Origin of the sequence: Chitinimonas prasina (assembly GCF_030160395.1) — a bacterium.
In the GTDB taxonomy this organism is placed as follows: Bacteria; Pseudomonadota; Gammaproteobacteria; order Burkholderiales; family Chitinimonadaceae; genus Chitinimonas; species Chitinimonas prasina.
The window spans coordinates 86,241-109,944 of record NZ_BSOG01000005.1 but is presented as its reverse complement, the minus strand read 5'-3'; the positions used below and the strand labels follow the sequence as shown (position 1 = coordinate 109,944).

28 protein-coding genes are annotated in these 23,704 nt (G+C 61.6%); 19 read left to right on the top strand and 9 right to left on the bottom strand.

The window, feature by feature from the left end; genetic code table 11:
- Positions 1-438: 438 nt before the first annotated feature.
- The 11 genes from QQK16_RS17425 to QQK16_RS17375 all read left to right on the top strand — a co-directional run bounded on the left by QQK16_RS17425 (position 439) and on the right by QQK16_RS17375 (position 10,215).
- The gene (locus tag QQK16_RS17425; protein ID WP_284197757.1) at positions 439-2,727 is read left to right on the top strand and encodes a catecholate siderophore receptor Fiu; all 2,289 of its coding nucleotides are present in this window, start codon (positions 439-441) and stop codon (positions 2,725-2,727) included.
- Positions 2,728-2,863: 136 nt separating this feature from the next.
- Positions 2,864-3,544 carry a Fe2+-dependent dioxygenase gene (locus QQK16_RS17420; RefSeq protein WP_284197756.1) on the top strand — a complete coding sequence of 227 codons (681 nt, stop codon included), beginning with the start codon at positions 2,864-2,866 and terminating at the stop codon, positions 3,542-3,544.
- Positions 3,541-5,415: a diflavin oxidoreductase gene (locus QQK16_RS17415; RefSeq protein ID WP_284197755.1), complete on the top strand. Its 1,875-nt coding sequence runs from the start codon at positions 3,541-3,543 to the stop codon at positions 5,413-5,415. Before QQK16_RS17420 ends, QQK16_RS17415 begins: the two co-directional genes overlap by 4 nt.
- A 169-nt stretch (positions 5,416-5,584) precedes the next feature.
- Complete coding sequence (locus tag QQK16_RS17410; RefSeq protein ID WP_284197754.1) at positions 5,585-5,920, top strand: hypothetical protein; 336 nt, start codon at positions 5,585-5,587, stop codon at positions 5,918-5,920.
- A 105-nt stretch (positions 5,921-6,025) separates the two neighbouring features.
- Positions 6,026-6,610 carry a hypothetical protein gene (locus QQK16_RS17405; RefSeq protein WP_284197753.1) on the top strand — a complete coding sequence of 195 codons (585 nt, stop codon included), beginning with the start codon at positions 6,026-6,028 and terminating at the stop codon, positions 6,608-6,610.
- 55 nt (positions 6,611-6,665) lie between these two features.
- Entirely contained in the window at positions 6,666-6,893 is a 228-nt protein-coding gene (locus QQK16_RS17400; RefSeq protein ID WP_284197752.1) for a hypothetical protein, read from the top strand.
- An 82-nt stretch (positions 6,894-6,975) separates the two neighbouring features.
- Complete coding sequence (locus QQK16_RS17395) at positions 6,976-7,518, top strand: hypothetical protein (RefSeq protein ID WP_284197751.1); 543 nt, start codon at positions 6,976-6,978, stop codon at positions 7,516-7,518.
- Positions 7,518-7,664, top strand: a complete 147-nt coding sequence (locus tag QQK16_RS17390) for a hypothetical protein (RefSeq protein WP_284197750.1) — start codon at positions 7,518-7,520, stop codon at positions 7,662-7,664. Before QQK16_RS17395 ends, QQK16_RS17390 begins: the two co-directional genes overlap by 1 nt.
- Positions 7,665-7,767: 103 nt before the next feature.
- Positions 7,768-8,247 (top strand): low molecular weight protein-tyrosine-phosphatase, encoded by a 480-nt coding sequence (locus QQK16_RS17385; RefSeq protein ID WP_284197749.1) that lies wholly within the window; start codon positions 7,768-7,770, stop codon positions 8,245-8,247.
- A gap of 124 nt (positions 8,248-8,371) precedes the next feature.
- Positions 8,372-9,661, top strand: coding sequence for an NCS2 family permease (locus QQK16_RS17380; RefSeq protein WP_284197748.1), 1,290 nt, complete (start codon positions 8,372-8,374; stop codon positions 9,659-9,661).
- Positions 9,662-9,672: 11 nt separating this feature from the next.
- Positions 9,673-10,215: an adenine phosphoribosyltransferase gene (locus QQK16_RS17375; RefSeq protein WP_284197747.1), complete on the top strand. Its 543-nt coding sequence runs from the start codon at positions 9,673-9,675 to the stop codon at positions 10,213-10,215.
- Positions 10,216-10,255: 40 nt separating this feature from the next.
- On the opposite strand, the gene QQK16_RS17370 is transcribed toward QQK16_RS17375, so the two are convergent.
- A complete protein-coding gene (locus tag QQK16_RS17370; protein WP_284197746.1) occupies positions 10,256-10,768 on the bottom strand; it encodes an isochorismatase family protein in 513 nt (170 codons plus the stop codon).
- A gap of 272 nt (positions 10,769-11,040) precedes the next feature.
- Here QQK16_RS17370 and QQK16_RS17365 point away from each other — a divergent pair, with 272 nt between their 5' ends.
- Complete coding sequence (locus QQK16_RS17365) at positions 11,041-11,613, top strand: TetR/AcrR family transcriptional regulator (protein ID WP_284197745.1); 573 nt, start codon at positions 11,041-11,043, stop codon at positions 11,611-11,613.
- A 36-nt stretch (positions 11,614-11,649) separates the two neighbouring features.
- Here the strand turns inward: QQK16_RS17365 and QQK16_RS17360 are convergent, their stop codons facing one another.
- The 7 genes from QQK16_RS17360 to QQK16_RS17330 form a co-directional block, all read right to left on the bottom strand.
- A complete protein-coding gene (locus QQK16_RS17360) occupies positions 11,650-12,138 on the bottom strand; it encodes a type II secretion system protein GspG (RefSeq protein ID WP_284197744.1) in 489 nt (162 codons plus the stop codon).
- A gap of 11 nt (positions 12,139-12,149) precedes the next feature.
- Positions 12,150-12,515: a hypothetical protein gene (locus QQK16_RS17355; protein ID WP_284197743.1), complete on the bottom strand. Its 366-nt coding sequence runs from the start codon at positions 12,513-12,515 to the stop codon at positions 12,150-12,152.
- 144 nt (positions 12,516-12,659) lie between these two features.
- The gene (locus tag QQK16_RS17350) at positions 12,660-13,367 is read right to left on the bottom strand and encodes a hypothetical protein (RefSeq protein ID WP_284197742.1); all 708 of its coding nucleotides are present in this window, start codon (positions 13,365-13,367) and stop codon (positions 12,660-12,662) included.
- A gap of 189 nt (positions 13,368-13,556) precedes the next feature.
- Positions 13,557-14,237: a helix-turn-helix transcriptional regulator gene (locus QQK16_RS17345; RefSeq protein WP_284197741.1), complete on the bottom strand. Its 681-nt coding sequence runs from the start codon at positions 14,235-14,237 to the stop codon at positions 13,557-13,559.
- Positions 14,238-14,411: 174 nt separating this feature from the next.
- Positions 14,412-14,780, bottom strand: a complete 369-nt coding sequence (locus tag QQK16_RS17340) for a VOC family protein (protein WP_284197740.1) — start codon at positions 14,778-14,780, stop codon at positions 14,412-14,414.
- Positions 14,781-14,932: 152 nt separating this feature from the next.
- Positions 14,933-16,069: a PilT/PilU family type 4a pilus ATPase gene (locus tag QQK16_RS17335; RefSeq protein WP_284197739.1), complete on the bottom strand. Its 1,137-nt coding sequence runs from the start codon at positions 16,067-16,069 to the stop codon at positions 14,933-14,935.
- Positions 16,070-16,120: 51 nt separating this feature from the next.
- Positions 16,121-17,161, bottom strand: a complete 1,041-nt coding sequence (locus tag QQK16_RS17330; RefSeq protein WP_284197738.1) for a type IV pilus twitching motility protein PilT — start codon at positions 17,159-17,161, stop codon at positions 16,121-16,123.
- 65 nt (positions 17,162-17,226) lie between these two features.
- Between QQK16_RS17330 and QQK16_RS17325 the strand changes: the two genes are divergently transcribed.
- The 7 genes from QQK16_RS17325 (at position 17,227) to QQK16_RS17295 (ending at position 21,630) form a co-directional block, all read left to right on the top strand.
- Positions 17,227-17,937 (top strand): YggS family pyridoxal phosphate-dependent enzyme, encoded by a 711-nt coding sequence (locus tag QQK16_RS17325; RefSeq protein ID WP_284197737.1) that lies wholly within the window; start codon positions 17,227-17,229, stop codon positions 17,935-17,937.
- A 1-nt stretch (position 17,938) separates the two neighbouring features.
- Positions 17,939-18,511 (top strand): hypothetical protein, encoded by a 573-nt coding sequence (locus tag QQK16_RS17320; protein ID WP_284197736.1) that lies wholly within the window; start codon positions 17,939-17,941, stop codon positions 18,509-18,511.
- On the top strand, positions 18,508-19,317 hold the full coding sequence (proC, locus tag QQK16_RS17315; RefSeq protein ID WP_284197735.1) for a pyrroline-5-carboxylate reductase: 810 nt from the start codon (positions 18,508-18,510) through the stop codon (positions 19,315-19,317). Before QQK16_RS17320 ends, proC begins: the two co-directional genes overlap by 4 nt.
- Positions 19,317-19,874 carry an AAA family ATPase gene (locus QQK16_RS17310; protein WP_284197734.1) on the top strand — a complete coding sequence of 186 codons (558 nt, stop codon included), beginning with the start codon at positions 19,317-19,319 and terminating at the stop codon, positions 19,872-19,874. Before proC ends, QQK16_RS17310 begins: the two co-directional genes overlap by 1 nt.
- 3 nt (positions 19,875-19,877) lie before the next feature.
- Complete coding sequence (locus QQK16_RS17305) at positions 19,878-20,465, top strand: YggT family protein (protein WP_284197733.1); 588 nt, start codon at positions 19,878-19,880, stop codon at positions 20,463-20,465.
- The gene (locus tag QQK16_RS17300; protein WP_284197732.1) at positions 20,462-20,743 is read left to right on the top strand and encodes a DUF167 domain-containing protein; all 282 of its coding nucleotides are present in this window, start codon (positions 20,462-20,464) and stop codon (positions 20,741-20,743) included. Before QQK16_RS17305 ends, QQK16_RS17300 begins: the two co-directional genes overlap by 4 nt.
- A gap of 218 nt (positions 20,744-20,961) precedes the next feature.
- A complete protein-coding gene (locus QQK16_RS17295; RefSeq protein ID WP_284197731.1) occupies positions 20,962-21,630 on the top strand; it encodes an OmpA family protein in 669 nt (222 codons plus the stop codon).
- 149 nt (positions 21,631-21,779) lie between these two features.
- Here QQK16_RS17295 and QQK16_RS17290 read toward each other — a convergent pair whose 3' ends face one another.
- Positions 21,780-23,582 carry an energy transducer TonB gene (locus tag QQK16_RS17290; protein WP_284197730.1) on the bottom strand — a complete coding sequence of 601 codons (1,803 nt, stop codon included), beginning with the start codon at positions 23,580-23,582 and terminating at the stop codon, positions 21,780-21,782.
- Positions 23,583-23,704 lie beyond the last annotated feature (122 nt).

The following is a 23,704-nucleotide window of genomic DNA, read 5'->3' as shown; positions in this document are numbered from 1 at the left end:
TGGTTGATAGCCATTACAAATGGCTATTTGATAAATGTAAATCGTTCTTAACAATATTTGCAAATGAGAATGGTTATCGGTAATATGCGGCGCATCTGGTGCTGCGGGTCTCGGCGGTTGCGATCGGGAAGCGAGTTGTTGGGGCTGCACATCAGACTAGGCTGCTGCACACATCAAGTGTTGTGCCGCGGCTGGGGAGCCTTGCGGCTCTCGTGTCACCACCCAGTACGGATTAACCGGCGCCCGGGAAGGCGCCGGATTTTTTTGCCTGCCGGGGGTTTATGGATTTCGGGTAGCGCGCTTGCTGAGTGCGCTGGCTACGGCACCGGATTGCCGGCCAGCAAGCACCAGGCAGCGGCGTGTTGTCCTGCCAAGGTCGGCAGTCCGGCTTTGGTCCGGGTTTTCAGATTCAGACCATACAAAGAGGGAGTAGTACCGATGGCTTACATCATCAGCAAGAAGCATGGCGATACCACGCTACTCAAGACCACAGCGCTGGCATCTGCCCTGATGCTGGCTGTGCCGGCTATGGCAGCCGAAGTGGCAGCAGACAAGAAGAGCGACGCCACTTTGCCGACTGTGAATGTGAAAGCCAGCGCCACTACGGATGCGCCCGCTTACAAGGCCGACAAGGCCAGCTCGCCCAAGCTGACCCAGCCGCTGCTGGATACACCCCAGACCATTACCGTGATCAAGAAGGAACTGCTGCTGGAGCAAGCCGCGACGACGCTGTCCGAAGCCCTGCGCAACACCCCCGGTATCACCCTGCTGCTGGGCGAGAACGGCAATACCGCCACCGGCGATTCCATCTTCATGCGCGGCTTTGATACCCAGGGCAGCATCTTTGTCGATAACATCCGCGACCTTGGCACCATCAGCCGCGATACCTTCAATACCGACCAGGTCGAGATTGCCAAGGGTCCAGCCGGTGCCGACAACGGACGTGGCGCCGCCTCGGGCTACGTCAACATGGGCACCAAGCTGCCCACTCTGGATAGCGCCACCTCCGGCACTGTGGGTCTGGGTAGCGGCAGCTACAAGCGCGCCACACTGGACATGAACCGCAAGCTGGACATCGAGGGTGCTGCCTTCCGCCTGAACCTGATGCTGCAGGACAGCGGCGTGACCGGCCGCGACCAGGTGGAGAACAATAGCTGGGGCGTGGCGCCTTCGCTGGCATTTGGCCTGAATACCCCCACCCGCGCCTACTTCTACCTGCTGCATGTAGACCAGGAAAACCGCCCTGATGGCGCGGTGCCAACCATAGGCCTGAAGGGTTACTACAACGCCGCCCTGGTGGGCAAGCCGCAGGCCAAGGTGGACAGCGAGAACTTCTACGGCGCCCTGAGCGACAAGGACGATGTGGTGGCCGATATGTTCACCGCCCGTTTCGAGCATGATTTCGCCCCTGGCGTCACCCTGCGCAATACCTCGCGCTACGGTAAGTCCAGCCAGGACTATGTGCTGACTGGCGTGAGCACCTTGGCTGAGGCCAATGTGGCCGATGCCAATCCCGCCAACTGGACGGTAGGCCGTAGCCGCCAGGGCAAGGATCAGGAAAACGTCATCCTGACCAACCAGACCAACCTGACCGCCGAACTGGCCACCGGTGCCGTGAAGCACAGCATCAGCGCCGGTGCCGAGGTGATCTACGAATCGCAGCGTAACAATACCCAGGGCGCAGTTGCTGGACAGACCACCGATGCTGCCAATCTGTACAAGCCCAACCCGAATGCACGCTTTGCCGCCATGGCGCCGACGGGTGCCCGCACCAAGGGCGAGACCACCACGGCTGCGCTGTATGCCTTCGACACCATCAAGCTTTCCGACGCCTTCCAGATCAATGGCGGCGTGCGCGTAGAGCATTACAAGACCGAGACCAACAGCATCAGCCTGTCGACGGCAACCAGCCACCCGACCTTGCCGGTAGGTACACTGGTGCCTGCCTCGGTCAGTGGTTCGGACAATCTGGTGAGCTGGAAGGTAGGCGCATTGTACAAGCCGGCCGAGAAGGGCAGCGTCTACTTCTCCTACGCTACTTCGCAACTGCCACCTGGTAGCGCCAACTTCTCGTTGGTAACCACCAATGGCGCCAACAACCCCAATGCCGATCCGCAGAAGGGTAGCAACATCGAGTTGGGCACCAAGTGGGACGTGCTGGGCGACAAGCTGGCGCTGACCGCCGCGATCTACCGCAGCGAGAACGACAACGAGTTTGTGACACACACCGATGGCAGCACCCTGCCTGTGGGCAAGCGCCGGGTGCAGGGCGTGGAACTGGGTGCTGCAGGCATCCTGACCCAGAACTGGCAGATCAGCGCCGGCCTGGCTTTTATGGACCCCAAGATCACTCGTGGCAACCGTTCGGGTAACAACCTGACCGATGGTGGCGTGATCCAGTGGTCGCCCAAGCTGACCTTCACTAGTTGGACCACCTATAGGCTGCCTTTCGGCCTGACCATCGGTGGTGGCGCACGCTATATGGATTCGGTGGCACGTTCGAGCAGCACCACCATCAATACGGCCACCAACCCGCTGGTGCAGGTGCCGGATTACTGGGTGTTTGACGCCATGGCAGTGTACGACGTCAGCAAGAACATGAATCTGCAACTGAACGTGTACAACCTGGCCGACAAGGAATATGTGTCCACGGTGAACAACAGCGGTGCCCGCTATCGCCCTGGCACACCGCGCTCGGCTCGCCTGACCGCCAACTTCCTGTTCTGATCGCAGGATAGCAAGCGTACTGGCAGCCCCTCCCGCAAGGGAGGGGCTGTTCTACTTCACGCACTACCGGTTGAGCCATGCCATGCACTGACATGACCCAACCCGTTTCAGGCGATCTTGTTGAGGAGCCACCGCCATGATGCTGCATATCCCCGAAGTGCTGAGCCGCGAACAGGTGGCCGAATTCCGCCGCTTGCTGGATGAGGCGGATTGGGCAGATGGCCGTGCTACCGTGGGTGAGCAGGGCGCCCAGGTAAAGCGCAACCGGCAACTGCCCGTTGATGGCCCGTTGGCAAAGCAATTGGGCGAAGCGGTGCTGCGTGCACTGTATGCCCACCCCCTGTTCGTCTCGGCGGCCTTGCCCTTGCGCACGGTTCCGCCCCTGTTCAACTGCTACGAAGGCGGCGAGCACTATGGCCTGCATGTGGATGGCGCCATCCGGGGGGTACATGGCAGCCATCTCAGCCTGCGTACCGATCTGTCTTCCACCTTGTTCCTGTGCGATCCTGACGAGTACGAAGGTGGCGAGCTGGTGGTGGTGGACACCTATGGCAGCCATGAGGTCAAGCTGCCGGCAGGCGACCTGATTCTTTATCCCTCCACCAGCCTGCACAAGGTAGAGCCGGTGACGCGTGGTGCCCGGATCTGCTCGTTCTTCTGGACGCAGAGCATGGTGCGCGACGATGCCCGCCGCAGCATGCTGTTTGATCTGGACCAGACCCTGCAGCGTTTGCGCAGCCGTGTGGGTGACAACGAAGAAACCCTGGCGCTGACAGGCCATTATCACAACCTGCTGCGCATGTGGGCCGAGCTGTGAAAGCTGGCGTCGCGGCATTACGGCGGGGCGGGGCAGATATCGCGAAGTTGCAGGCGGGATTGCGCCATTGCCTGGCAACTTTGGCGGCAGCGGTCCTGCTGCTGGCCTTGCTCAGCAGCGCGGCCCGCTGGTGGCAGCCGTGCCTGCAGCGTTTGCTGGATCCGGCAGCGACCCAGGTTGATGCAGCAGGGCAGCCCTTGAGTGCGGTGCAACTGCGCGCCCACGCCCACGAGGCGTTTGGGCCGGGCCAGGTCGTGGCGGTGCAGCCACCCAGTACGGCTGGCCATGCTGCCGTGGCGGTGCTGGTTGGTGAGTTAGGGCCGGAACTGCGTTATCTCAACCCCTACAACGGCAAAGCATTGCCACGGCCGCGTGGCCGGCACGCGTTTGCCGCACTGGTGCGTCAGCATCAGGCATGGGGCGGTTATGGGGGGAGCCTGCTGGCTGCGGTACTGGCCGCGCTGTCCTGCTATGCCTTGCAGCGTGCGCCGCGCCGCGATGTGACCACCAGCCAGGCCGTGCTGGTTGCACACGCCAGCCAGACCGGCCACGCCGAGGAGCTGGCCGAAAAAACCGCTGCGGCGCTGCAGGCTGCAGGCTTGCATGTGGTCATCAAACCGCTAGGAACGCTGACTGTGGCCGATCTGGCGGACTACCAGCGCGCCCTGCTGGTGGTCAGCACCTTTGGCGAGGGCGAGGCACCCGATAGTGCCCAGGACTTTTCCCGTCAATTGGGCCGCAGCGCCAAACTGGCTGGCCTTCATTATGGCCTGCTGGCTCTGGGAGATAGCCACTACCCGCACTTCTGCGGCTTTGGCCGCCAGCTGGATGCTTGGCTGGCGGGGCAGGGGGCGACGACCTTGTTTGAGCACATCGAAGTAGACCAGGGCGACCCATCGGCAGTCGCTGCCTGGCAAACCCGGCTGACCGAGCTGACTGGCCAGATGGCGCCAGCATGGCAAGGCCCACGTTTCGACGAATGGCGGCTGGTGGACCGCAGGCGCCTCAATCCAGGCAGCCTGGGCGCAGGCGCTTTTCATATTGCGCTGGCGCCGCCGGCTGATGAATTCCCGGTCTGGCAATCGGGCGATATCGTGGAGATACTGCCACAGCATCCGCCAGCCAGGGTGCAGGCATGGCTGGCCCAGCAAGGCTGGGATGGCGAACAGGCAGTGGCCTACCAAGATAGCACCTGCAGCCTGCAAACCGCCTTGGCCAACAGCGTATGGCCCGAGGCCCCGGCGGCGGATATTCCCTCCTTGCTGGCACAGCTCAAGCCCCTGCGGCCGCGTGAATACTCCATCGCGTCGGTGCCGGACGATGGCCGGCTGGAACTGCTGGTGCGGCAGATCAAGCTGGGAGACGAGCTGAGCCTGGGCTCTGGTTGGCTGACCGAGCATGCCCCGCTGGAGGGGACGGTGCGGCTGCATATACGCAGCAATCCAGGCTTTCATCTGCCTGCCCAGCCCGTACCCATGATACTCATAGGCAACGGCACTGGCCTTGCCAGCCTGCGGGCGCACCTCAAGGCGGCCCCGGGTGGCGGGCACTGGCTGATCTTTGGCGAACGGCAGGCCGCACACGATTACTTCTACCGCGACGAACTGGCTGCCTGGCAGTCAGACGGTACACTGGCCCGGTTGGATACCGCCTTCTCGCGCGACCAGGCGGCACGCATTTATGTGCAAGACCTGCTGCGCGAGGCGGGCGATGAGGTGATCGCCTGGGTGGAGCGCGGTGCAGCCCTCTATATCTGCGGCAGCGCAGCCGGCATGGCACCCACGGTGCATGCGGTACTCACCGAGCTGCTGGGCGAGGCGGCGCTGGCATCGTTGGCGCAGGCTGGCCGATACCGGCGCGATGTGTACTGAGTGACATTGCCAGCAGGCGCAGCCAGCCGGAACCTGCAGCGCCTGCTGGTGCAGTCTGCGCCGACGGTTGGCGCCAGCTCAGTCCGTCAGCAACAAGCAATGACTTGAGTGTATGGCAGGCTGTTGGCGATACTAGACTGGATAGCTTTTAACGCCCGGGAGCACCCGTATGTCGATACGCAAATCAATACTGCTGCTGGGCCTTGTGGCCCTGCTGGCCGCCTGCGGCGAGCCCGTTCCGGCGGCCAAGGCCGCTTATGTGGGAGAGTGGCAGGCCGCCAATATGTACCTGTCCATCAGCCAGGATGGCAGTGTGGCCTATAAGCGGGTGGATGGCAGTACTTCGAAATCCATCAATGGTCCGCTCCAGGGCTTCCAGGGCGATAACTTCGAGGTGGGCATCGGGCCTATGTCGGCCACTTTTGTCGTGTCCGTCCCACCGCGTGAGGTGGAAGGCAGGTGGCAGATGACGGTAGATGGGGTGGTGCTGACGCGGCAGGAGTAAAGGCGCGGGGGTGTTTCCTTTGGTTTGTGGTGGGCGGGTGCTATGCCTAATTGGCTGGGTGCTGGCGGGTTCCAGCCCCACTCATAACGACAAGGAGGAAGCCCCATGTTCCAGAAAGCCATCATTGCCTGCCTGGGCGTATCCCTGGCCGGCTGCGCGTCCACCGCCGTCTACCCGTGGAACGGTGGCGAGACCACTGCGGACTCGCCCTGTGTGGGCGAGAACTGCACCGCTGTGGAGGCGCGCAAGGCCAATGTTGCGGCCAACAAGTTCTGCCGCGAAGTGGCCAATTTCTACGAGAAAACCGGCAATGAGACAGGCTATGCCAGCATCGCCATAGGTTGGGTGGGTGCCATCGCCGGTGCGGTGATTGCCCCTTCGGTCAGCAAATACAAGGACAGTTGGTCCGGCCTTTCCGGCGCGGCCAATACCCTGCGCTCAGACATTAACTCGGCCTTCTCCGCCGCCGTGCAGGTACGCCGGCAGGCACAGGTCGCCAAGGTGGCCAACGCGGCTTCGGCGACCTATCTTGCGATGTCTGCGCAGGAGGGAACAAGCAACAATATGCGCGTCGAGTTTTCCATCGACATGGTCAGACAATGTGCGCTGGCTGGTCTGACTGCGGATAGCGAGAGCTTGGCGGCATTGATGGGTGGCGGGGGTAAGCCGGTGGAGGCGGAGCCGAAGTGATGGTGAACGGTTTTGGTGGGGCTGAGTTTAATTTTGGTAGCGGATGTGTTCAAACATGGAAACTGTCGGATTCAATGGGGTGCCATTGTCAGATGCTCTTCGAGATAAGCTTGAACATATGCTTGGTCGCAGCATCTCCGGTGCTGAGCAAGGAGGAGTGTCAGACTATGCTGCCTTTTCTGGTGTTGAGTTGAGTGAGCTACGATCGCTTGCAGAAAAATGGGGGGGCTATTGCCGTGCATTGCATATGTCAGGTTTCGCCTTGCAGGACAAGCTCGCTTGAGAGAAGCGGTTTCATTTGCTGAATCACTTCTCAATCGTGAATGCTCACCCGAGTTTGGGAGGGGATAGAGAGGGGGAGGCAGTTGTTCAATCATGTGATGGTCATTGGTGGGACGGGCATGCTGGCAGAGGCGACCGCCTATCTGTGCTTGCACGCCAGCGCGGTGACTTCGTTTTCCCGTGCACCCGCGACGTTGCATGGACAAAGCGACCGTCTCATCCCCATACGGGCCGATTACTCATGTGTCTACGAGTTCAATCGTACGGTATCTGAGGTGATTGATCAGTACGGTCCGCCAAGCCTGGTGTTGGCTTGGTTTCACGACGATGAGCCGGCTTTACGGTTTGCAAAGCAGCTTGCAACCTTGGATTCGCCGTTTGCCTTCTTCCATGTGTTGGGGAGTGCCAGCGCCAATCCAGGAATGAGCATAGAGGAGCAGCGGCGGCCGTTTGAGGGCTTGGCGGGTATTACCTACCACCAGGTGGTGCTTGGCTTTCAATATCAGGATGCGAAGTCGCGGTGGCTAACCCATCGTGAAATTGCGACGGGCGTGATTGAAGCCATCCAGGTGCGACAGCCTCTTCGGATCGTAGGTCATGTAACCCCATGGGCAGATCGGCCTTGATGAGCGCCAGACAGCTTACCCAGGACTGGCTTGGTACCCTGGTCGATGGCGTGGGCCACCATGCCGTGTTTGCTGCTCAGAGCGGGTTCTGCCTTCCACCGTCTGGCCCGGAGACTACTTACCGTGCCTGGGGGCATTGCTACTGATGTATTCCCTTATCCTGGCGGGTGATGCAAGTCATTGATCCCCCTAGGCTGTGGTGTTACATTGCGCCCCCAAATATGCGCCCCCAATTGGTCTGCCAAGTCGATGAATGAACAAGCGATTTCATCCGTGCTCATGGTCTGCATGGGCAATATCTGCCGTTCGCCCACGGCCGAAGGCGTTTTCCGTAGCCGCAGCGAGGCGGCCGGTCTCGGCTTGTTGATCGATTCGGCCGGCACCCATGCCTACCATGTGGGTGAGCAACCGGACCGCCGCTCCCAGCAACATGCCTTGCGGCGTGGTTATGACCTGTCCGGCCAGCGTGCGCGGCAGGTAGTGGCGGCAGACTTCGAGCGCTTCGATCTGGTGCTGGCCATGGATGGCGACAATCTGGCCAACCTGCACGCCCTTTGCCCTGCGCCATTGCGGCATAAGGTCCAGTTGTTCCTGTCGTATGGCACGCTGGATCGCGATGGCGAAGTGCCTGATCCCTACTATGGTGGTGATGCAGGTTTCGAGCGGGTGCTGGACCTGATAGAGGATGCCAGCGAGGGCTTGATTGCGGTGATAGCGCGGAAGCACTAGCGAATACCTATGCCGGAACGGAGGGTTGGAAGCCGTGCGGCATGATGCAGATTGATGGTGAGCCTGCCTGGCTGGCGGGGCGCCTGGTTTTACTCCAACTCCCATACTTCCCCAGGGGATTTCAATGCTCGAAACGCTGTTCAAGCTGCGTGAGCACGGCACCAACGTGAAAACCGAGGTTATTGCCGGCTTTACCACTTTCCTGACGATGGCTTACATCATCTTCGTCAACCCGGCCATCCTGTCCGAGACCGGCATGGATTTCAAGGCCGTGTTCGTGGCCACCTGTATTGCGGCGGCGCTGGGGTCGGCCGTGATGGGTCTGGTCGCCAACTACCCGATTGCCCTGGCGCCGGGCATGGGCCTGAATGCCTATTTCACCTTCAGCGTGGTGAAGGGCATGGGGGTCAGCTGGCAGGTGGCGCTGGGGGCGGTGTTCCTGTCTGGCGTCATCTTCATGTTCGTCAGCCTGTTCAAGGTCCGCGAGGCCATCGTCAACGCCATACCGCATTCGCTCAAGCTCTCCATCTCGGCCGGGGTGGGTTTGTTCCTGGCCATTATTGCGCTGAAGAATGCCGGCATCGTGGTGGGACATCCGGCCACGCTGGTCACCCTGGGCAATATGCATGATCCCAAGGCCTTGCTGGCCATACTGGGCTTTTTGCTGATACTGGCGCTGGAGTACCGCAAGGTCACCGGTGGGGTGATCATCGGCATCATGGTGGTGACGCTGTTGGCCATAGGCCTGGGTTACCAGCAGTTCGACGGCGTGTTCTCGGCACCGCCCAGCATTGCCCCCACCTTTATGCAGATGGACCTGGAAGGCGCCTTGACGGCTGGCTTGCTGGGCGTGGTGTTTGTGTTTTTCTTTGTCGACCTGTTTGATACCACCGGCACCCTGGTGGGGGTGTCGCACCGGGCTGGCCTGCTCGATAGCCAGGGCAAGCTGCCCCGCCTGAAACGGGCGCTGATGGCCGACTCCACGGCCATTGTCGCGGGCGCTGCCCTGGGTACTTCCAGTTGTACCGCCTATATCGAATCGGCTGCCGGTACCGCCGTGGGTGGCCGTACCGGTCTGACCGCCGTGGTGGTGGCGCTGCTGTTCCTGGCGGCGCTGTTCCTCTCGCCGCTGGCAAGCGTGGTGCCGGCCTATGCGACCGCGCCGGCCCTGTGCTATGTGGCGGTGTTGATGGCCCGTGGTCTGGCCGAAATCAACTGGGACGATCTGACCGAGTGCGCGCCAGCAGTGATTACGGCGTTGGCCATGCCCTTTACTTTTTCTATTGCCGACGGCATCGCCTTTGGCTTTATCAGCTACACCGGCCTCAAGCTGTTGTCCGGCCGGGTACGTGATCTGTCGCCGGCCGTGGTGATCATTGCCATCCTGTGGGTGGTGAAGTTCGCCCTGTTCTGATTGGAGTTTTCATGTTGATCGACCCTAGCTATATCCGTGACCGTATCCGCACTGTGCCGGATTGGCCCCAGGCAGGTGTGCAGTTCCGCGATATCACACCCTTGCTGCAAGACCCCAAGACTTTCCGTGTCCTGGTGGATTGCTTTGTGCATCGCTATATGGACCACGATATCGACGTGGTGGCCGGTGTGGACGCCCGCGGCTTTATCCTGGGGGCGGTGATTGCCTATGAGTTGAACCGGGGCTTTGTGCCGGTGCGCAAGAAAGGCAAGTTGCCCTTCACCACGGTGGCCGAGGAATATGAGCTGGAGTACGGCTCTGCCACGGTAGAGCTGCATTCCGATGCGATCACACCGGGCCAGCGCGTGCTGCTGATCGACGATCTGGTCGCCACCGGCGGCACCATGATTGCTGCAGCGCGTTTGATACGCCGCCTGGGCGGCGAGGTAATAGAGGCGGCCGCGATCGTCGATCTGCCCGAGCTGGGCGGCTCGCGCCTGGTGCAGGAGCAAGGCATACCGTTGTTCACGGTATGTGATTTTGCCGGGCATTGACCCGCTAGGGGGCCACCATTGCCATCGTTGCGATGGTGGCTTACCAGCCTACGGCCTGTGCCAGGACGGGTTCGTCGCGAACGATATCGATGATCTCTTCGCTGGGCAGCACCTCCAGCACACGTCCAGGGATGACCAGTTCAGCCAAGAGCTGATTGTGATGCTCGGCAATGGCCTGGGCCGACAGGCTACCGCGCGGGTAAGCCTGGTGGGCATCGCTGGCCACAATCACATCAAAACCCCGATATAGCGCACTGCGCACGCTGGCATCAATGGCGCTGTCGCTGCCGCTGCCACAGATCACCAGGCAACTGATACCTGCATCCTGCAGATGGCGCTGCAGCCCACTGCCAGAGAACGCATCGGTACCGCAACGGTACAGGGTGCCTCCCACCGGGCTGAGTGGGGCCAACTGGTCTACGGCCATACTTTCCACCTGGTAAACCCGCTCGCCGGTTTGGCGAAACGCCCTTTCCAGCTGCTGTATGCGGCCCAGTACCGGCTGGCTGATTGCGGCGTGCTGTCCATCGACTACCAAGAGTGCCCAAGTCATTTTCCTGCTCCTTTTCCTGGCGGGTGAGCATGCCTCAGCAGGGGGGCAAGCGGCTCGCCTTGATAACGAGTTGGCTCGCATGCCTGTTGAGGATGAACCGTTTGGTACGATTTGATACTGATTAGTATTGTTGTGAGACTAATCAGTCCATAATGGACTGTCAAGTTACAAATTTGCCGGTATGCAGATAGAATGAGGTGTAGCCATGCCCGGTCGGGCTGGTCATGGGAACAAGGGCGGGCGTGATGGAAGCGGTGAGCTTTAAACAGAAAATGCAACTGGCCCGCGAGGACGTAATACTCGAGGCCGTCAATCATTTGCTGGCCAGCAAGGGCTTCGAGCTGATGACGGTGGACGAAGTGGCTGCCGAGGCGGGTATTGCCAAGGCTAGCCTGTATCGTCACTTTGCCTCCAAGGAGGAGCTGGCTGCGGCGGCCATGGTGCGCATGCTGGATCAGGCGCTGGCGCTGGCCGACAGCCTGCCGGAGCAGGCTGGGCCTTTGGAGAAATTGCAGGCGCTGGCCCGTTGGGCCATGCAGACACAGCTGGCCGGGCAGATGCCGGCCTTGCCTCATGCCAATTCGGCTCTGGTGGGGGCGTTGTCGCGTCACCAAGTCTATCTGGAGCGGGTTTTTCAGCTCAGCGATCGCATGGGCGAGTGGATAGTGCAGGCGCAGGAGCAAGGCTTGCTGGCGGCCGATCTGCCGCCGCAATTGATACTCTACAACCTGTTTGCCCGCGCCTGCGATCCGGTGCTGCACTTCCTCAAGGTATCGGGGGCGCACAGCGACGACGAGATCATCGCCTTGCTGCTACGCACCACCTTTACCGGCCTAGCGCGTTAGCGCTCTCCGATTCAGGCTGCGTTAGCGCCCACCGATTCAAGCTGCGCTACCGTCCAGCGTCAGGGATCCCAGCAGGGACAGACAATCGTCCTGGTCTACCTGGCGAATCACCCTATTGATGTCGGTATGCAGGTAGAAATCGGTACAGCTGCCGGTACCGCCCTTGCTGGCGTCGGCACCCAGGGTATAGAGCTTGAAATGGCCGCTGGGCTGGGGCTCGTAGACATAGTTTCGTCCCCAGGGGTCGATGGGCAGCCTGTTCTGGAACTGCGCGTTCAATTCGGCCAGCTGTACCGGCAGCCGGCCCTGCTGCTGGCGGAACTGCAGCACGGCATCAGACAGTACTTCCAGCTCGGTACGGGCTCGATACAGGCTGCTGTAGGCAGCAGCCTTTTGCTCGCTCAGGGCAAAGAACAGGAACAAGCCGGCGTAGGCGAGCAGCCAGCAGGCCAGCAGGCCGCACAGCCAGCGTAGCAGCTTGCCCAGGGGCAGCGGGTCGCCCCACAGGAAGTAACTTGCGCCCATCTTTCCCACCTCTATAAGTAACCAGCTTCTTGGTAGCGTGTGTAGCCACGGCCTACCAGACCTGCCAATTCCTCAAGCAAGTTTGATTCCAGCTGCTTGAAATTAAAGCAGGATTTGCCTTGCATGCGTTTGCGCAAGTCGGCGGATAGCGTGTCGAGCAGCTCAGGGAATACATAGACCGGCATCAGGTAGAAAGACACATAAGTGCGCTTGACCTGGGTCGCGGCGAAGAACAAGGGCTCACCATTGGGCCGGGTATGGCGGGTATCCAGGTAGTAGTGCCCCTCGTCGTCGTGTCTCACCAGCAACCGATCCGCATAAGGCGCCAAGAGCCCGCGCAGGGCAGTGTAGACAGTAGGGAAGTCGGCTGCGGCCATGGCTGGGGCGCCTGATCTGGATTAATGCCGACAGCATACGCCTGATTGGCGATGATCTGGTATGGCGTGATTAGGCTAGCCGCTGAGCGGTGCTGGCGCGTGGTCTGAATGGGCGCCATACGCCTCTGAAGTATGAGGTGACCTTCATTGACTGCCCTTGCACAGCTTCAGATTGGTACGGGTGGCACGCATGATGGGTAGGTAGCTCTCGGCGTCGGTGGGCGGGTAGTCCTCGCGCAGTTCGGCGTCGGTCTTGGCGGCGTCGTCGGCCAGTGCTTGCAGGGTCTCGCGGCAGGCGAGCAGGTTTCTGGACTTGTATTGGGCCAGTGCCAGATCGTTACGTATCCAGCCTTCTTCCAGCCAGTTCAGGGTCTTGTTGCAGTTGTTGAGCAGTGGCGAGAGATGGGCCTCGGCATCGGCGTAGGCCTTCTTGTCGTAAGCCTGCTTGAATGCCTTGCGCGCCTTGCGCACACCCGCCAGCGTGCAGCCGGGCGCTGGCATGATATAGAGCCCCTCGAAACTGGCGCGCATGCCGCAATAGTAGCGGCAGTAGCCTTCGCTGCGATCAGCGACTTCCAGGTCGTCGCCCTTGGGCTTGAAACCGACCACGCAGGCCTTGCCTTCCTCTTCCGCCTCCAGTGTCGCGCGGCCATTGATGATTTCGCCCTCCAGGTTGCAGCTATGGGCATTGGCACCGATGGCGTCCAGCACAAAGGTCAGCTGCTTGTTCTTGCCTGGCTTGATCTTGAGCGTGCCCCAGCCACCTTCGGTGAGGTATTCACCGGGCTGTATGGTGGGGCTTGCAACCGTGGGCAAGGCGACAAGCAAGAGAATGGTAAGGATGAGACGCATGGCAGGCTCCTGGGCTGCAACCATTATTGGCGGTGCCAGCGGTGAAGCCAAGTGCGGGAGTCGACAGCGCAGTCGCCAGATGCATTGTGGCTTGAGCCCGCCAAGCACCACAAAGCAGTGAACAGCCCTCTGGAGCGGGCTTGTCGCGTTCGATCGCTTGTCGATCAATGGCGGCAACAGGTCTGCGACTCAGTCCAGTGCATCGGCAGGTGCGCCCGCAGCCTTCATCCAGGCTCTGAGGCTACGCTCCGGGGTAGAGACAAAGCGCTGTTCCAGCACCTTGAACGAGAGGATGCGTTCCAGCCTGAAATGCCGATGATCCTGGCGGAGCTCGCACCAGGCGGCCAGGGTCCAGTGCTTGCCCCAGAAAAACAGCGCCAGGGGCAAGACCTTGCGGGATTCTATCGGCCCGTCGGGCTTGCGATATTGCAGCTCGACTTCGAGCTGATTGTCGATGGCGTTGCGCAAAGGGCCGAAGGCGGCATCATGGTTGTTGTAACAGGGCGCATACATGGCAGCCGTCGGGCGTCGCAGGTCGCTGGGCAGGGCGCTGTTGATCTTTGCCAGTGCCGTCTGGGCGGCACGGGCCAGTTGCGGGTCGCTCCAGGCGCCGGCCATCTCGGCGCCCAGGCGCAAGGCGGTCAGCTCCTCCCGGTCAAACATCAGCGGTGGCAGGTCGAGCTTGTGCCGCAGGGTGTATCCCACCCCGGCTTCGCCCTCTATGGGCACGCCGCTGAGCATCAGATCGCGGATATCGCGGTAGACGGTGCGCTCGGAGATTTCCAGTTGCTCGGCCAGCCAGCGTGCCGTGGTCAATCTGCGGCCTCGGAGCAACTGCACGATCTGGAACAGGCGGTCGGCACGGCGCATGGTTTTCCTCCAGGGCGGCCTGGTATCTGGATGGTTGGGGCGGTCTGCCCAGGCTCTTTGTCTCGTATAGCGCAAGGCCAGGGTAGTGTCCATCCCTGCTGGTGGCGATGGCCGGCCTCTCTTGGGTTCGCTGCCTTGCCTTGGCAAGGCAGCGAACATTCCTTGAGTAGGCGCTTACTGCATGGGCATGTGCAGGCCTACCGTATTCCCTTCGCTATCGCGGATGACAGCGATATGGCCGATGTCCTCATGCAGAAAAGTCTTGGGCTTGAGTACTGCGCCGCCCGCAGTCGGCACCCTGGCGAGCACGGCATCCAGCTCGCTGGTGCCCAGATAGGCAATGGTGCCTTGGGCATTGGGCTGCAGATGGGCCGCTTTGACCAGGGCGCCGCCTACACCGGTTTCGCTATGGGGGAAGACCGCCATCTCAATGTCGTCGAAGCAGGTATCGGGGGTGAAGCTCAGGCCCAGCACGCTCTGATAGAAGCCGATGGCGCGTTGGAGGTCGTTGGCGGGAATCTCAAACCAGTTCAGTGCATTCATGTTGGGTCTCCTCAGTAAATACGGGCGGGTGCCCGATTGAGACCAGTGTGCAGGGGGGCTACTGACAGCGTACTGTCAGTAGCCTGGCAGGGGCCGGGAATGGACAACGGCCGCACAGGGCGGCCGTTGTAGGTAGGGCGTGGGCTGCGCGATCAAACGATGTCGAGGTGGTCCAGGCCCGCCAGTGCATCGCGGTTCTTGGATTCCTTGGACTGCAGTTTGATACGCAGGCGCAGGTCGTTGACCGAGTCGGCGTTGCGCAGGGCGTCTTCGTAGCTGATCTTGCCGTCCTCGTACAGGTCGAACAGGGCCTGGTCAAAGGTCTGCATGCCCAGCTCGCGGCTCTTGGCCATGATTTCCTTGATCTCGTGCACATCGCCCTTGAAGATCAGGTCGGAGATCAGTGGCGAATTGAGCATGACTTCGACCGCCGCTGCACGGCCCTTGCCCACGCGCAGCGGTATCAGCCGTTGCGAGATAAAGGCTTTGAGGTTGAGGCTCAAGTCCATCAGCAACTGGGCTCGACGCTCTTCCGGGAAGAAGTTGATGATACGGTCCAGCGCCTGGTTGGCCGAGTTGGCGTGCAGGGTGGCCATGCACAGGTGACCGGTTTCGGCGAAGGCCACGGCATAGTCCATGGTTTCGCGGTCGCGGATTTCACCAATCAGGATGACATCGGGCGCCTGCCGCAGGGTGTTCTTCAGGGCGTTCTGCCAGTTGTCGGTATCGACGCCGATCTCACGCTGGGTCACGATGCAGTTGCGATGTTCGTGCACATATTCCACCGGGTCTTCGATGGTGATGATGTGGCCGTAGCTGTTCTCGTTGCGGAAGCCGATCATGGCGGCCAGCGAGGTGGACTTACCCGAACCGGTACCACCCACGAAGATCACCAAACCGCGCTTGGCCAGCGCCACGTCCTTGAGCACGGGCGGCAAGCCCAGCTCGTCAAACTTGGGAATCTCGGTAGTAATGGTCCGCAGCACCAGGCCGATGCGGCCCTGTTGCTGGAAGGCGTTGCAGCGGAAGCGGCCTATGCCGCCGGGGCTGATGGCAAAGTTACATTCCTTGGTGGCTTCGAACTCTTCGGCCTGCCTGTCGTTCATCACAGCGCGGCACAACTCCTTGGTGTGCTGGCTGGTGAGCGCCTGGCTGGAGACCGGCGTGAGCTTGCCGTCTATCTTCATTGCCGGGGGGAAATCGGCGGTGATGAACAAGTCCGATGCATTTTTCTGCCGCATCAATCGCAGCAGATCATGCATGAACTTGGTGGCTTGTTCCTTTTCCATGTCTTGCTCCAGGGTGGCGGCAGGCAGCAAGGCCCCCGCCACTGACCATATTTATTTGAAGTTGTCGGGGTTCATGGCTTTGCCACGCGCCTCGGCATTGGTAATCAAATTACGCCTTACCAATTCGGTCAGGCATTGATCCAGCGTCTGCATGCCGTGCTGCTGGCCGGTCTGGATGGTGGAGTACATCTGCGCGATCTTGTTCTCGCGTATCAGGTTACGGATCGCGGGTATGCCTATCATGATCTCGTGCGCAGCAACCCGGCCGTTGCCATCCTTGGTCTTGAGCAGGGTTTGTGAAATCACCGCACGCAAGGATTCTGACAGCATGGAACGGACCATTTCCTTTTCGGCTGCTGGGAACACATCGACGATACGGTCGATGGTCTTGGCGGCGGAGGAGGTGTGCAGGGTACCGAATACCAAGTGACCGGTTTCGGCGGCGGAGAGGGCCAGCCGGATGGTCTCGAGGTCACGCATTTCACCCACCAGGATGACGTCCGGGTCTTCCCGCAGTGCGGCGCGCAGCGAGTTGGCGAAACTCATGGTGTGCGGGCCGATTTCACGCTGGTTGATCAGGCACTTCTTGGACTCATGCACGAATTCGATCGGGTCTTCCACCGTCAGGATATGACCGTACTCGTTTTCGTTGATGTAGTTGATCATGGCGGCCAGGGTGGTGGACTTGCCCGAACCGGTTGGCCCGGTGACCAGCACGATGCCGCGAGGTGTTTCGGCGATTTCCTTGAATACCTTGGGGGCGTTCAGGTCTTCCAGCGACAGTACCTTGGACGGAATGGTACGGAACACGGCGCCGGCGCCGCGGTTCTGCACGAAGGCGTTGACACGGAAGCGGGCAAGGCCGGGAATCTCGAAGGAGAAGTCGCACTCCAGCGTTTCTTCGTAGGTCTTGCGTTGGCCGTCGTTCATGATGTCGTACACCATGTCATGGACGTCCTTGTGTTCCATGGGCGGCAGGTTGATGCGGCGCACATCGCCATGAACGCGAATACAAGGCGGCAGGCCTGCCGACAGGTGCAAGTCCGATGCCTTGTTCTTGACCGAGAAGGCCAGGAGTTCAGAGATTTCCATTTATAATTCCTCGTTCAAAGCCGCAAAGCGATTGGGTTTGCGACATTATTCCGAAAGCATTATGGATGGCTGACCTAGATAAATCCAGACAGGCCGTGCTGGCGCGCATTGCTGTGGCCCTTTCTGCCGCGGGGCGGCAGCCCGATGCCTGCCAGTTGCTGGCGGTCAGCAAGACCTTTCCGGCAGATGCCGTGCGGCAATGCTATGCCACCGGCCAGTGTGCCTTTGGCGAGAATTATGTGCAGGAACTGCAGGAGAAGGTGGTCGCATTGGCCGACCTGACCGATATCGAGTGGCATTTCATTGGCCCCTTGCAGAGCAATAAAAGCCGAACCGTGGCTGAGCTGGCGCATTGGGTGCATGGCATAGACAGGCTCAAGATCGCCGAACGCCTGTCGGCCCAGCGACCGGCGCACCTGCCCTTGCTCAATGTCTGTGTGCAGGTGAATGTCTCTGGTGAGGCCAGCAAATCGGGCTGCACCCCGGCTGAGGCGGTGGCCCTGGCGCAGGCGGTAGCGGGCCTGCCCGGGCTGCGCCTGCGTGGCCTGATGTGCCTGCCCGAACCGGGAGCCGTGGATCTGGCGGCACAGTTTGCATTGCTGCGCAGCTTGTCTGACACACTGCGGAGCACAGGGCTGGCGCTGGATACCTTGTCCATGGGCATGTCTGCCGACCTGGAAACCGCCATAGCCCAGGGGTCGACCCTGGTCCGGGTGGGGACTGCCTTGTTTGGCGCCCGCCATACCGTGGCCGCACCGGCCCCCGTGAAGGAATAACGTGACTGCAACCACTACTCCCCAGGTCAGCTTGGCCGATCTCTCACGCTGGCTCAGGGTGGACGAGGGCGATACCCGCGATCGCCTGGAGTTGGCGTCGGCCTGGCAACGGCTGCCAGAAGGCTCCACCGACAGGATGGTGGTCAAGGCCGGGGGGGGCATGGCCGCGCTGATCATCGGCCTGCTGTTGGTGCAGGCTGCCTTGACGGACTCCGGCATCGTGCTGGGCATTGCCTTGGTGGGCCTGGCGCTGGCGGGCTGGATGGCCTGGGTTTTGCGTGCCTTGTTCTGGCGCACGGTGGTGGAGGTGGATGCCGAGCGCGTGCTGCTGGCCTACCGTGGCTGGGGCACGCCCAAGCAGGCCAGCCTGCTGCTGGACCAGATCAGCGAGCTGCTCTACCGCATGGATGAAGGCCGACTAGTTGCGTTGACCCTGGTGCACCAGGGTGGACAACTGGCCGTACCATTCAGTGGCCAGCGCGAGCTGGACCGGCTGTATTGCAATCTGCTCAAGCATCTGCTGCAGAAACGCCAGCCGGGTATTAGCTTTGGCATGGGGAGTGACAAACAATGAAAATAGCCTTTATCGGTGGCGGCAATATGGCCACGGCCATGATAGGTGGCCTGGTGCAGCAAGGGTTTTCTGCCCAGGCGGTCTATGTGGTGGAGCCTGCCGCCGACAAGCGGGCGCAGTTGCAAGCCGAGTTTGGCGTACAGACGGTAGCGCTGGAAGATGCCCTGCCCGAGACTGACGTGGTGGTGCTGGCGGTCAAGCCGCAGCAGCTTGCCGATGTGGCACGTGCCCGGGCCGCTGAACTGGCAGGCCGGCTGGTGATCAGCATCGCCGCTGGCATACGCATGGCTGATCTGGATCGCTGGCTGGGCGGCGCTGCGCGGCTGGTGAGGGTGATGCCCAATACGCCTGCGCTGGTGCGCGCCGGTATCAGCGGTGCCTGGCTGGGGCCCAAGGCAAGCGAAGCCGACAAGGCTGCAGCTGACCGCATTCTGCAGAGCACCGGCCAGGTGGTCTGGGTGGCCGAAGAAGACCAGATTGATGCCGTAACGGCAATCTCCGGGTCAGGCCCGGCCTATGTGTTCTATTTCATGGAATCGCTGACCCAGGCCGGCGAGCAACTGGGCTTGGATGCCGCTACTGCCAGGCAACTGGCGTATGCGACATTTGATGGTGCCATCAAGCTGGCACTGGGCAGCACGGACGACGCGGCCACGCTGCGCGAGAAGGTGACATCCAAGGGCGGGACCACGGCCGCAGCGCTGAATCGCATGGCCGAACTGGGCGTGCAGGCAGCGATAAAGGCGGGGGCCGCGGCGGCCCAGGCCAGGGCGGTGGAGTTGGCGGACGAACTGGGCCAAAACTGATGCGGCTGGTGTTCCTGTATGGTCCACCGGCATCGGGCAAGCTGACGGTGGCGACAGAGCTATGCCGACTTACCGGCTACAAGCTGCTGCACAACCACCTGAGCGCTGATCTGGCGCGTGCGCTGTTCGAGTTCATGTCGCCTGCCTATCTGGACTACAACGGTCAGATACGGCTCGATGCCTTGCGCACGGCGGCGGCAGCAGGCATTGCCGGGGTGGTCATGACCTTCGTCTACGATCATGGCGCCGACGAGGATTTCATTGCTCGCTTGATCGCCCAGGTGGAGGACAGCGGCGGCAAGGTGGATCTGGTAAAACTCGATTGCCCCGACGCCGAGCTGCTGCACAGGGTGGCAGCGCCGGAACGTAGCAGGTTCCATAAACTGACGTCTGCCGCCACACTGGCGGATTGCCTGGTGCATCGGCGCTGGCGTGAACCCTTGCCACATAGGCACAGTCTGATGCTGGATACCCAGCAACTGACCGTGGCTGAAAGTGCCTTGACCATCATTCACCAGCTTGGGCTGGTGCAAACAAGCAGCCAAGCTGCGGAATAGACCATGTTGAACGACGCTCTGAGCTTCCTCATACGCAATATCGCCAGCTTTTTCATACTGAATCTGCTGCTGCGTTTCTATCTACAGGTAGCACGGGCACCGTTTGGTCATCCGCTGGCACAGTTCACGGTCAAGCTAACCAATTTCATGGTGCTGCCGGCGCGCCGGCTCTTGCCCAGCGTGGGCGGGTACGATACGGCCAGCATGCTGCTGGCCGGCGTCGGGGCCTTGTTGATGCACCTGCTGTTGCTGGCATTGTCGCCGTATCCGTTCAGCCTGTTCTCGCCTGCCGTGGGCTTGGGCCTGGTCATGCTGGCCATGCTGGAGCTGATACGGCTGACCCTGTACCTGGTTTTCGGTGCAGTGCTGGTACAGGCCATCCTGAGCTGGGTTAGCCCGTACAACCCCCTGGCACCGGTACTGGAGGCGGTCACCCGGCCCCTGCTCAACCCCATACGCCGGCTGATACCCACGGTGGGCGGCATAGACCTGAGCCCGCTGGTGCTGCTGCTCTTGCTGCAGATGATCTTTATCTTTGCGGTGACACCGGTAGAGCAAAGGCTATGGCAGTTCATGCTGACCGGGCAATGAGCTGGTTGCGCCAGGACGGTAGCGACTGGGTGTTGTCGCTATACCTGCAGCCGGGCGCCAGGAAGACCGAGGTGGCTGGCTTGCATGATGGCGCGCTCAAGCTACGGTTGAACGCACCACCGGTAGAGGGCAAGGCCAACAAGGCGCTGATCGCCTGGCTGGCCGATTGGTTTGGAGTGCCCAAGCAGGGCGTGGTGCTGGAAAGCGGCGAGCTTTCGCGACACAAGCGCGTGCGGGTGGTTGGTACCGGCCGTGATCCTGCGGGCTTGCTGCCCTAGGCTCTTGGCACACCTCTGCCGCCATTGCGGGTAGAGCTGAAAACCCGCGCCAGCGCCTGCGCTGCCTCGTAACGTTCGTCACCGCACAGATTCGGTCCAATATCGGGTGGATGATAAGGCGTTGACTGAGCGCAGGTATTTCGTCGCCTTGCTTGCCGCCCTTGGTGCATATCCCTATCAGGCGCACATTCTTTCAAGCCATGGGCTGGGGGAAGATCATGAGGCGCGTGCGTACTATCCATATTGATATGGCGATGGCGGGCTTGTTGGTTCAAGGCGTCTGGGCTGCAGAGCTGGAACCGCTGACCACGGGCTACCGGGTTGATCAGCGCGGTGTTGTGGTTCGCAGTGGTTTTGGCTTGTGCTGGCATAGCGGCACCGGGCCGAGTCCGGCGCGTGTGGAGTGCGGGGCGTCTGTTGTGGCCGCGCCTGCGGTCAGCCCGCCTCCTGTAATGGCGCCAGTGGCTGCAATTGTGCCGATTCCACCGCCCAGCATACTGGCCGCCAAGGTAACGCTGGACGCCGACGCGCTGTTCGATTTTGACAAGTCAGACCTGCGCCCCGCAGGTATGGCCGCACTGGACGGATTCCTGGCGGAGCTCAAAGACATACGGCCGGAGATCATCATGACGGTGGGGCATACCGACCGTATCGGCTCGGATGACTACAACCAGCGGCTGTCGGAGCGGCGCGTGGCGGCAGTGAAGGAGTATCTGGTTAGCAAGGGGATAGGGCAGTACCGCATCAATACGGAAGGCAAGGGCGAATCTGAGCCTGCGACAGTACCTGGCAGCTGCGAAGGTATGACGCGGTCTGACATGATCAGCTGCTTGCAGCCGGATCGTCGCGTCCATATCGAGGTCATCGGTACGCGGCTTGCCATGTGAGGTGCGCCCAGAAGCCGTACTTTCGGTGCAGTACGGCTTCGTTTGCGAAAGATTTCTCCTGGCACTGCTGATATATGCCGCGCCCGGTTTGTCGCGCAGGCGCTTATTTGCTTGGTGGCGCTTGGAAACCGGGGCTGCTGGACGTTCCCTTAATTGAGCAAGCCTGCGGTGCCAGCACCAAAGTCCCAATTTCGGCCTATTTCTATCCGATCGTAGCGCTCCTGCATGCCAGCAGGGAATGGCGCGAATGGCAGGCTCATCTGCACGATACGCCGGGCGGCGTCATCCAGCTTGCTGTCGCCGCTGCTGTGCCTGACCAGGATATCGGCCAGGCTGCCGTCACTGTTGACGATGATGGTGAGTTGCACTGGCCGATAGAAACGGTCGGCTGACAGCCTGGGCGCATTGAGAGCGCCTATGCGGTTCAGCTTGATATTCAGGCTCTCGGCGTAGAAGCGTAGTTCCGGCTCAGCCGCCGCTGCCGCTTGCGAGTAGTTGGCGATGCGGCCACGCCCGGAGGACGGTGGTTTCTCGGCGCGCAGATTACCCTGGCGTGCCTGCTGCAGGGCGCGTTCGGTCAGCGATAGACCAACCGGCGGTTCGATGGGCAGGGTAATGCCCAGGCCAGACGGGGTGCCGCTGCCATCGCCGCCTTTGTCGGCCTGCCGGCCAGTACCGGTGCCGGTGCCATTCCCTGTCGGACTACGGGTGGCAGCGCTGGCCTGTCGGCGTGCCTGCTCGGCGGCTGCTTCGGCTTGCCGCTGTGCCGCTGCTGCCTGGGTTGCCCTGGCGGCTTCTTCCTGCCTGCGCTGCGCCGCTGCCGCTTCTGCCCGCCGTTGCTCGGCGGCCGCCTGCTGTTCGGCCAGTTGCCGCTGCTGCTCTGCTCTGGCCAGGGCTTCGGCCTTCTGCCGCGCCAAGGCCTCTGCTTTCTGTTGTTCTGCCGCCGCTTGCAGTGCCTGCCTGGTCTGTTCGGCCTTGGCTGCCTCTTCTGCCTGCTTGCGGGCGAGCTGCTCCGCCGCAAGCCGGATCTGTGCCTGGCGGGCCTGCTCTTCAGCGCGCAGCTTCTCGGCCGCCGCCTGCTGTGCCTGTCTGGCCTGGGCCGCCGCTTCTGCCTGCTGCTGTGCGGCAGCTTCGGCCAGCTGCCTGGCTTGGGCATCGGCCTTTTGTCGCTCGGCAGCCTGCTGTTCGGCGATTTTGCGTGCCTGCTCAGCCTTGGTTTGTTCTTCCGCACGCTTCGCGGCGGCCTCGGCGGCTAGGCGGGTTTGCTCGGCCTGCTTGGCGGCCTCTGCTGCTGCGGCCTCTGCTGTCTGCCGTGCGATTTCTGCCTGTGCCAGGGCTGCTGCGTCGGTACTGGTCGTGGGGGCTGGCTCTGGGGGCGTGTCGGTAACCGGCGTGTTGTTCATCAGCTCCGGCGCGCCCAGTTCAGGTTGTGGCGCAGCGGGCGTTAGTTCGTCTTCCGGGACCATGATGGTGGACTTGCCTGGGGCAGCCTCGGCCAGGGTATCGGGCACGGCCTCCGGCGTTTCGGCACCGGCGGCGGTGCGCCAGCTACCCTGGTCGGCTGTCATCACGGGTTTGCGCACCCGGTTGCTGCCGGCCTTGCGCTCTACGGTGGCGTCAGATGGGGTTTTGTCGGGCCGAGTGGCCTCATCGGGTGCGCGCAGTACGGTGATATTGAAACTAGCCGCTGCGTTCAGCTCCTCGGGTGCCTCTGCCGCAATACCGGTGCTGGCCGCGGCCGTTGGAGGCAGCGGAATGGACAGGGGTTCTGGTGCAAGGACAGAGTCATCGAGCGTGACGCTCAGCGGCTCCGGCGGGAGCGGGCCGGGCTGGCTGTTCTCGCCTGGCAGGCCAAAGCGCAGGGCCAGTATCAGGCAGTGCACCAGCACGCTCGCCAGCACGGCCCAATCTATTGGTTCTATGAATTTGCGGCGGTGAGGGGTGTCTGCCATGGGTGGTTTCTGGAAAGGCGATAGCAGGCCGGCGGCAACCACGGTGACTCAGCTGCAGATCCTGGGCTCAACCTCAACTATGCGATGCCACGGCGCTGCCGTCCATCGCTGTGGCGATACTG

Excerpts from the sequence above, each read along its gene's own strand:
- QQK16_RS17425 (WP_284197757.1), top strand. The coding sequence starts at position 439 with ATGGCTTACATCATCAGCAAGAAGCATGGCGATACCACGCTACTCAAG.
- QQK16_RS17420 (WP_284197756.1), top strand. The coding sequence starts at position 2,864 with ATGATGCTGCATATCCCCGAAGTGCTGAGCCGCGAACAGGTGGCCGAA.
- QQK16_RS17410 (WP_284197754.1), top strand. The coding sequence starts at position 5,585 with ATGTCGATACGCAAATCAATACTGCTGCTGGGCCTTGTGGCCCTGCTG.
- QQK16_RS17405 (WP_284197753.1), top strand. The coding sequence starts at position 6,026 with ATGTTCCAGAAAGCCATCATTGCCTGCCTGGGCGTATCCCTGGCCGGC.
- QQK16_RS17400 (WP_284197752.1), top strand. The coding sequence starts at position 6,666 with ATGGAAACTGTCGGATTCAATGGGGTGCCATTGTCAGATGCTCTTCGA.
- QQK16_RS17390 (WP_284197750.1), top strand. The coding sequence starts at position 7,518 with ATGAGCGCCAGACAGCTTACCCAGGACTGGCTTGGTACCCTGGTCGAT.
- QQK16_RS17385 (WP_284197749.1), top strand. The coding sequence starts at position 7,768 with ATGAATGAACAAGCGATTTCATCCGTGCTCATGGTCTGCATGGGCAAT.
- QQK16_RS17380 (WP_284197748.1), top strand. The coding sequence starts at position 8,372 with ATGCTCGAAACGCTGTTCAAGCTGCGTGAGCACGGCACCAACGTGAAA.
- QQK16_RS17375 (WP_284197747.1), top strand. The coding sequence starts at position 9,673 with ATGTTGATCGACCCTAGCTATATCCGTGACCGTATCCGCACTGTGCCG.
- QQK16_RS17370 (WP_284197746.1), bottom strand. The coding sequence starts at position 10,768 with ATGACTTGGGCACTCTTGGTAGTCGATGGACAGCACGCCGCAATCAGC.
- QQK16_RS17365 (WP_284197745.1), top strand. The coding sequence starts at position 11,041 with ATGCAACTGGCCCGCGAGGACGTAATACTCGAGGCCGTCAATCATTTG.
- QQK16_RS17360 (WP_284197744.1), bottom strand. The coding sequence starts at position 12,138 with ATGGGCGCAAGTTACTTCCTGTGGGGCGACCCGCTGCCCCTGGGCAAG.
- QQK16_RS17355 (WP_284197743.1), bottom strand. The coding sequence starts at position 12,515 with ATGGCCGCAGCCGACTTCCCTACTGTCTACACTGCCCTGCGCGGGCTC.
- QQK16_RS17350 (WP_284197742.1), bottom strand. The coding sequence starts at position 13,367 with ATGCGTCTCATCCTTACCATTCTCTTGCTTGTCGCCTTGCCCACGGTT.
- QQK16_RS17345 (WP_284197741.1), bottom strand. The coding sequence starts at position 14,237 with ATGCGCCGTGCCGACCGCCTGTTCCAGATCGTGCAGTTGCTCCGAGGC.
- QQK16_RS17340 (WP_284197740.1), bottom strand. The coding sequence starts at position 14,780 with ATGAATGCACTGAACTGGTTTGAGATTCCCGCCAACGACCTCCAACGC.
- QQK16_RS17335 (WP_284197739.1), bottom strand. The coding sequence starts at position 16,069 with ATGGAAAAGGAACAAGCCACCAAGTTCATGCATGATCTGCTGCGATTG.
- QQK16_RS17330 (WP_284197738.1), bottom strand. The coding sequence starts at position 17,161 with ATGGAAATCTCTGAACTCCTGGCCTTCTCGGTCAAGAACAAGGCATCG.
- QQK16_RS17325 (WP_284197737.1), top strand. The coding sequence starts at position 17,227 with ATGGCTGACCTAGATAAATCCAGACAGGCCGTGCTGGCGCGCATTGCT.
- proC (WP_284197735.1), top strand. The coding sequence starts at position 18,508 with ATGAAAATAGCCTTTATCGGTGGCGGCAATATGGCCACGGCCATGATA.
- QQK16_RS17310 (WP_284197734.1), top strand. The coding sequence starts at position 19,317 with ATGCGGCTGGTGTTCCTGTATGGTCCACCGGCATCGGGCAAGCTGACG.
- QQK16_RS17305 (WP_284197733.1), top strand. The coding sequence starts at position 19,878 with ATGTTGAACGACGCTCTGAGCTTCCTCATACGCAATATCGCCAGCTTT.
- QQK16_RS17300 (WP_284197732.1), top strand. The coding sequence starts at position 20,462 with ATGAGCTGGTTGCGCCAGGACGGTAGCGACTGGGTGTTGTCGCTATAC.
- QQK16_RS17295 (WP_284197731.1), top strand. The coding sequence starts at position 20,962 with ATGAGGCGCGTGCGTACTATCCATATTGATATGGCGATGGCGGGCTTG.
- QQK16_RS17290 (WP_284197730.1), bottom strand. The coding sequence starts at position 23,582 with ATGGCAGACACCCCTCACCGCCGCAAATTCATAGAACCAATAGATTGG.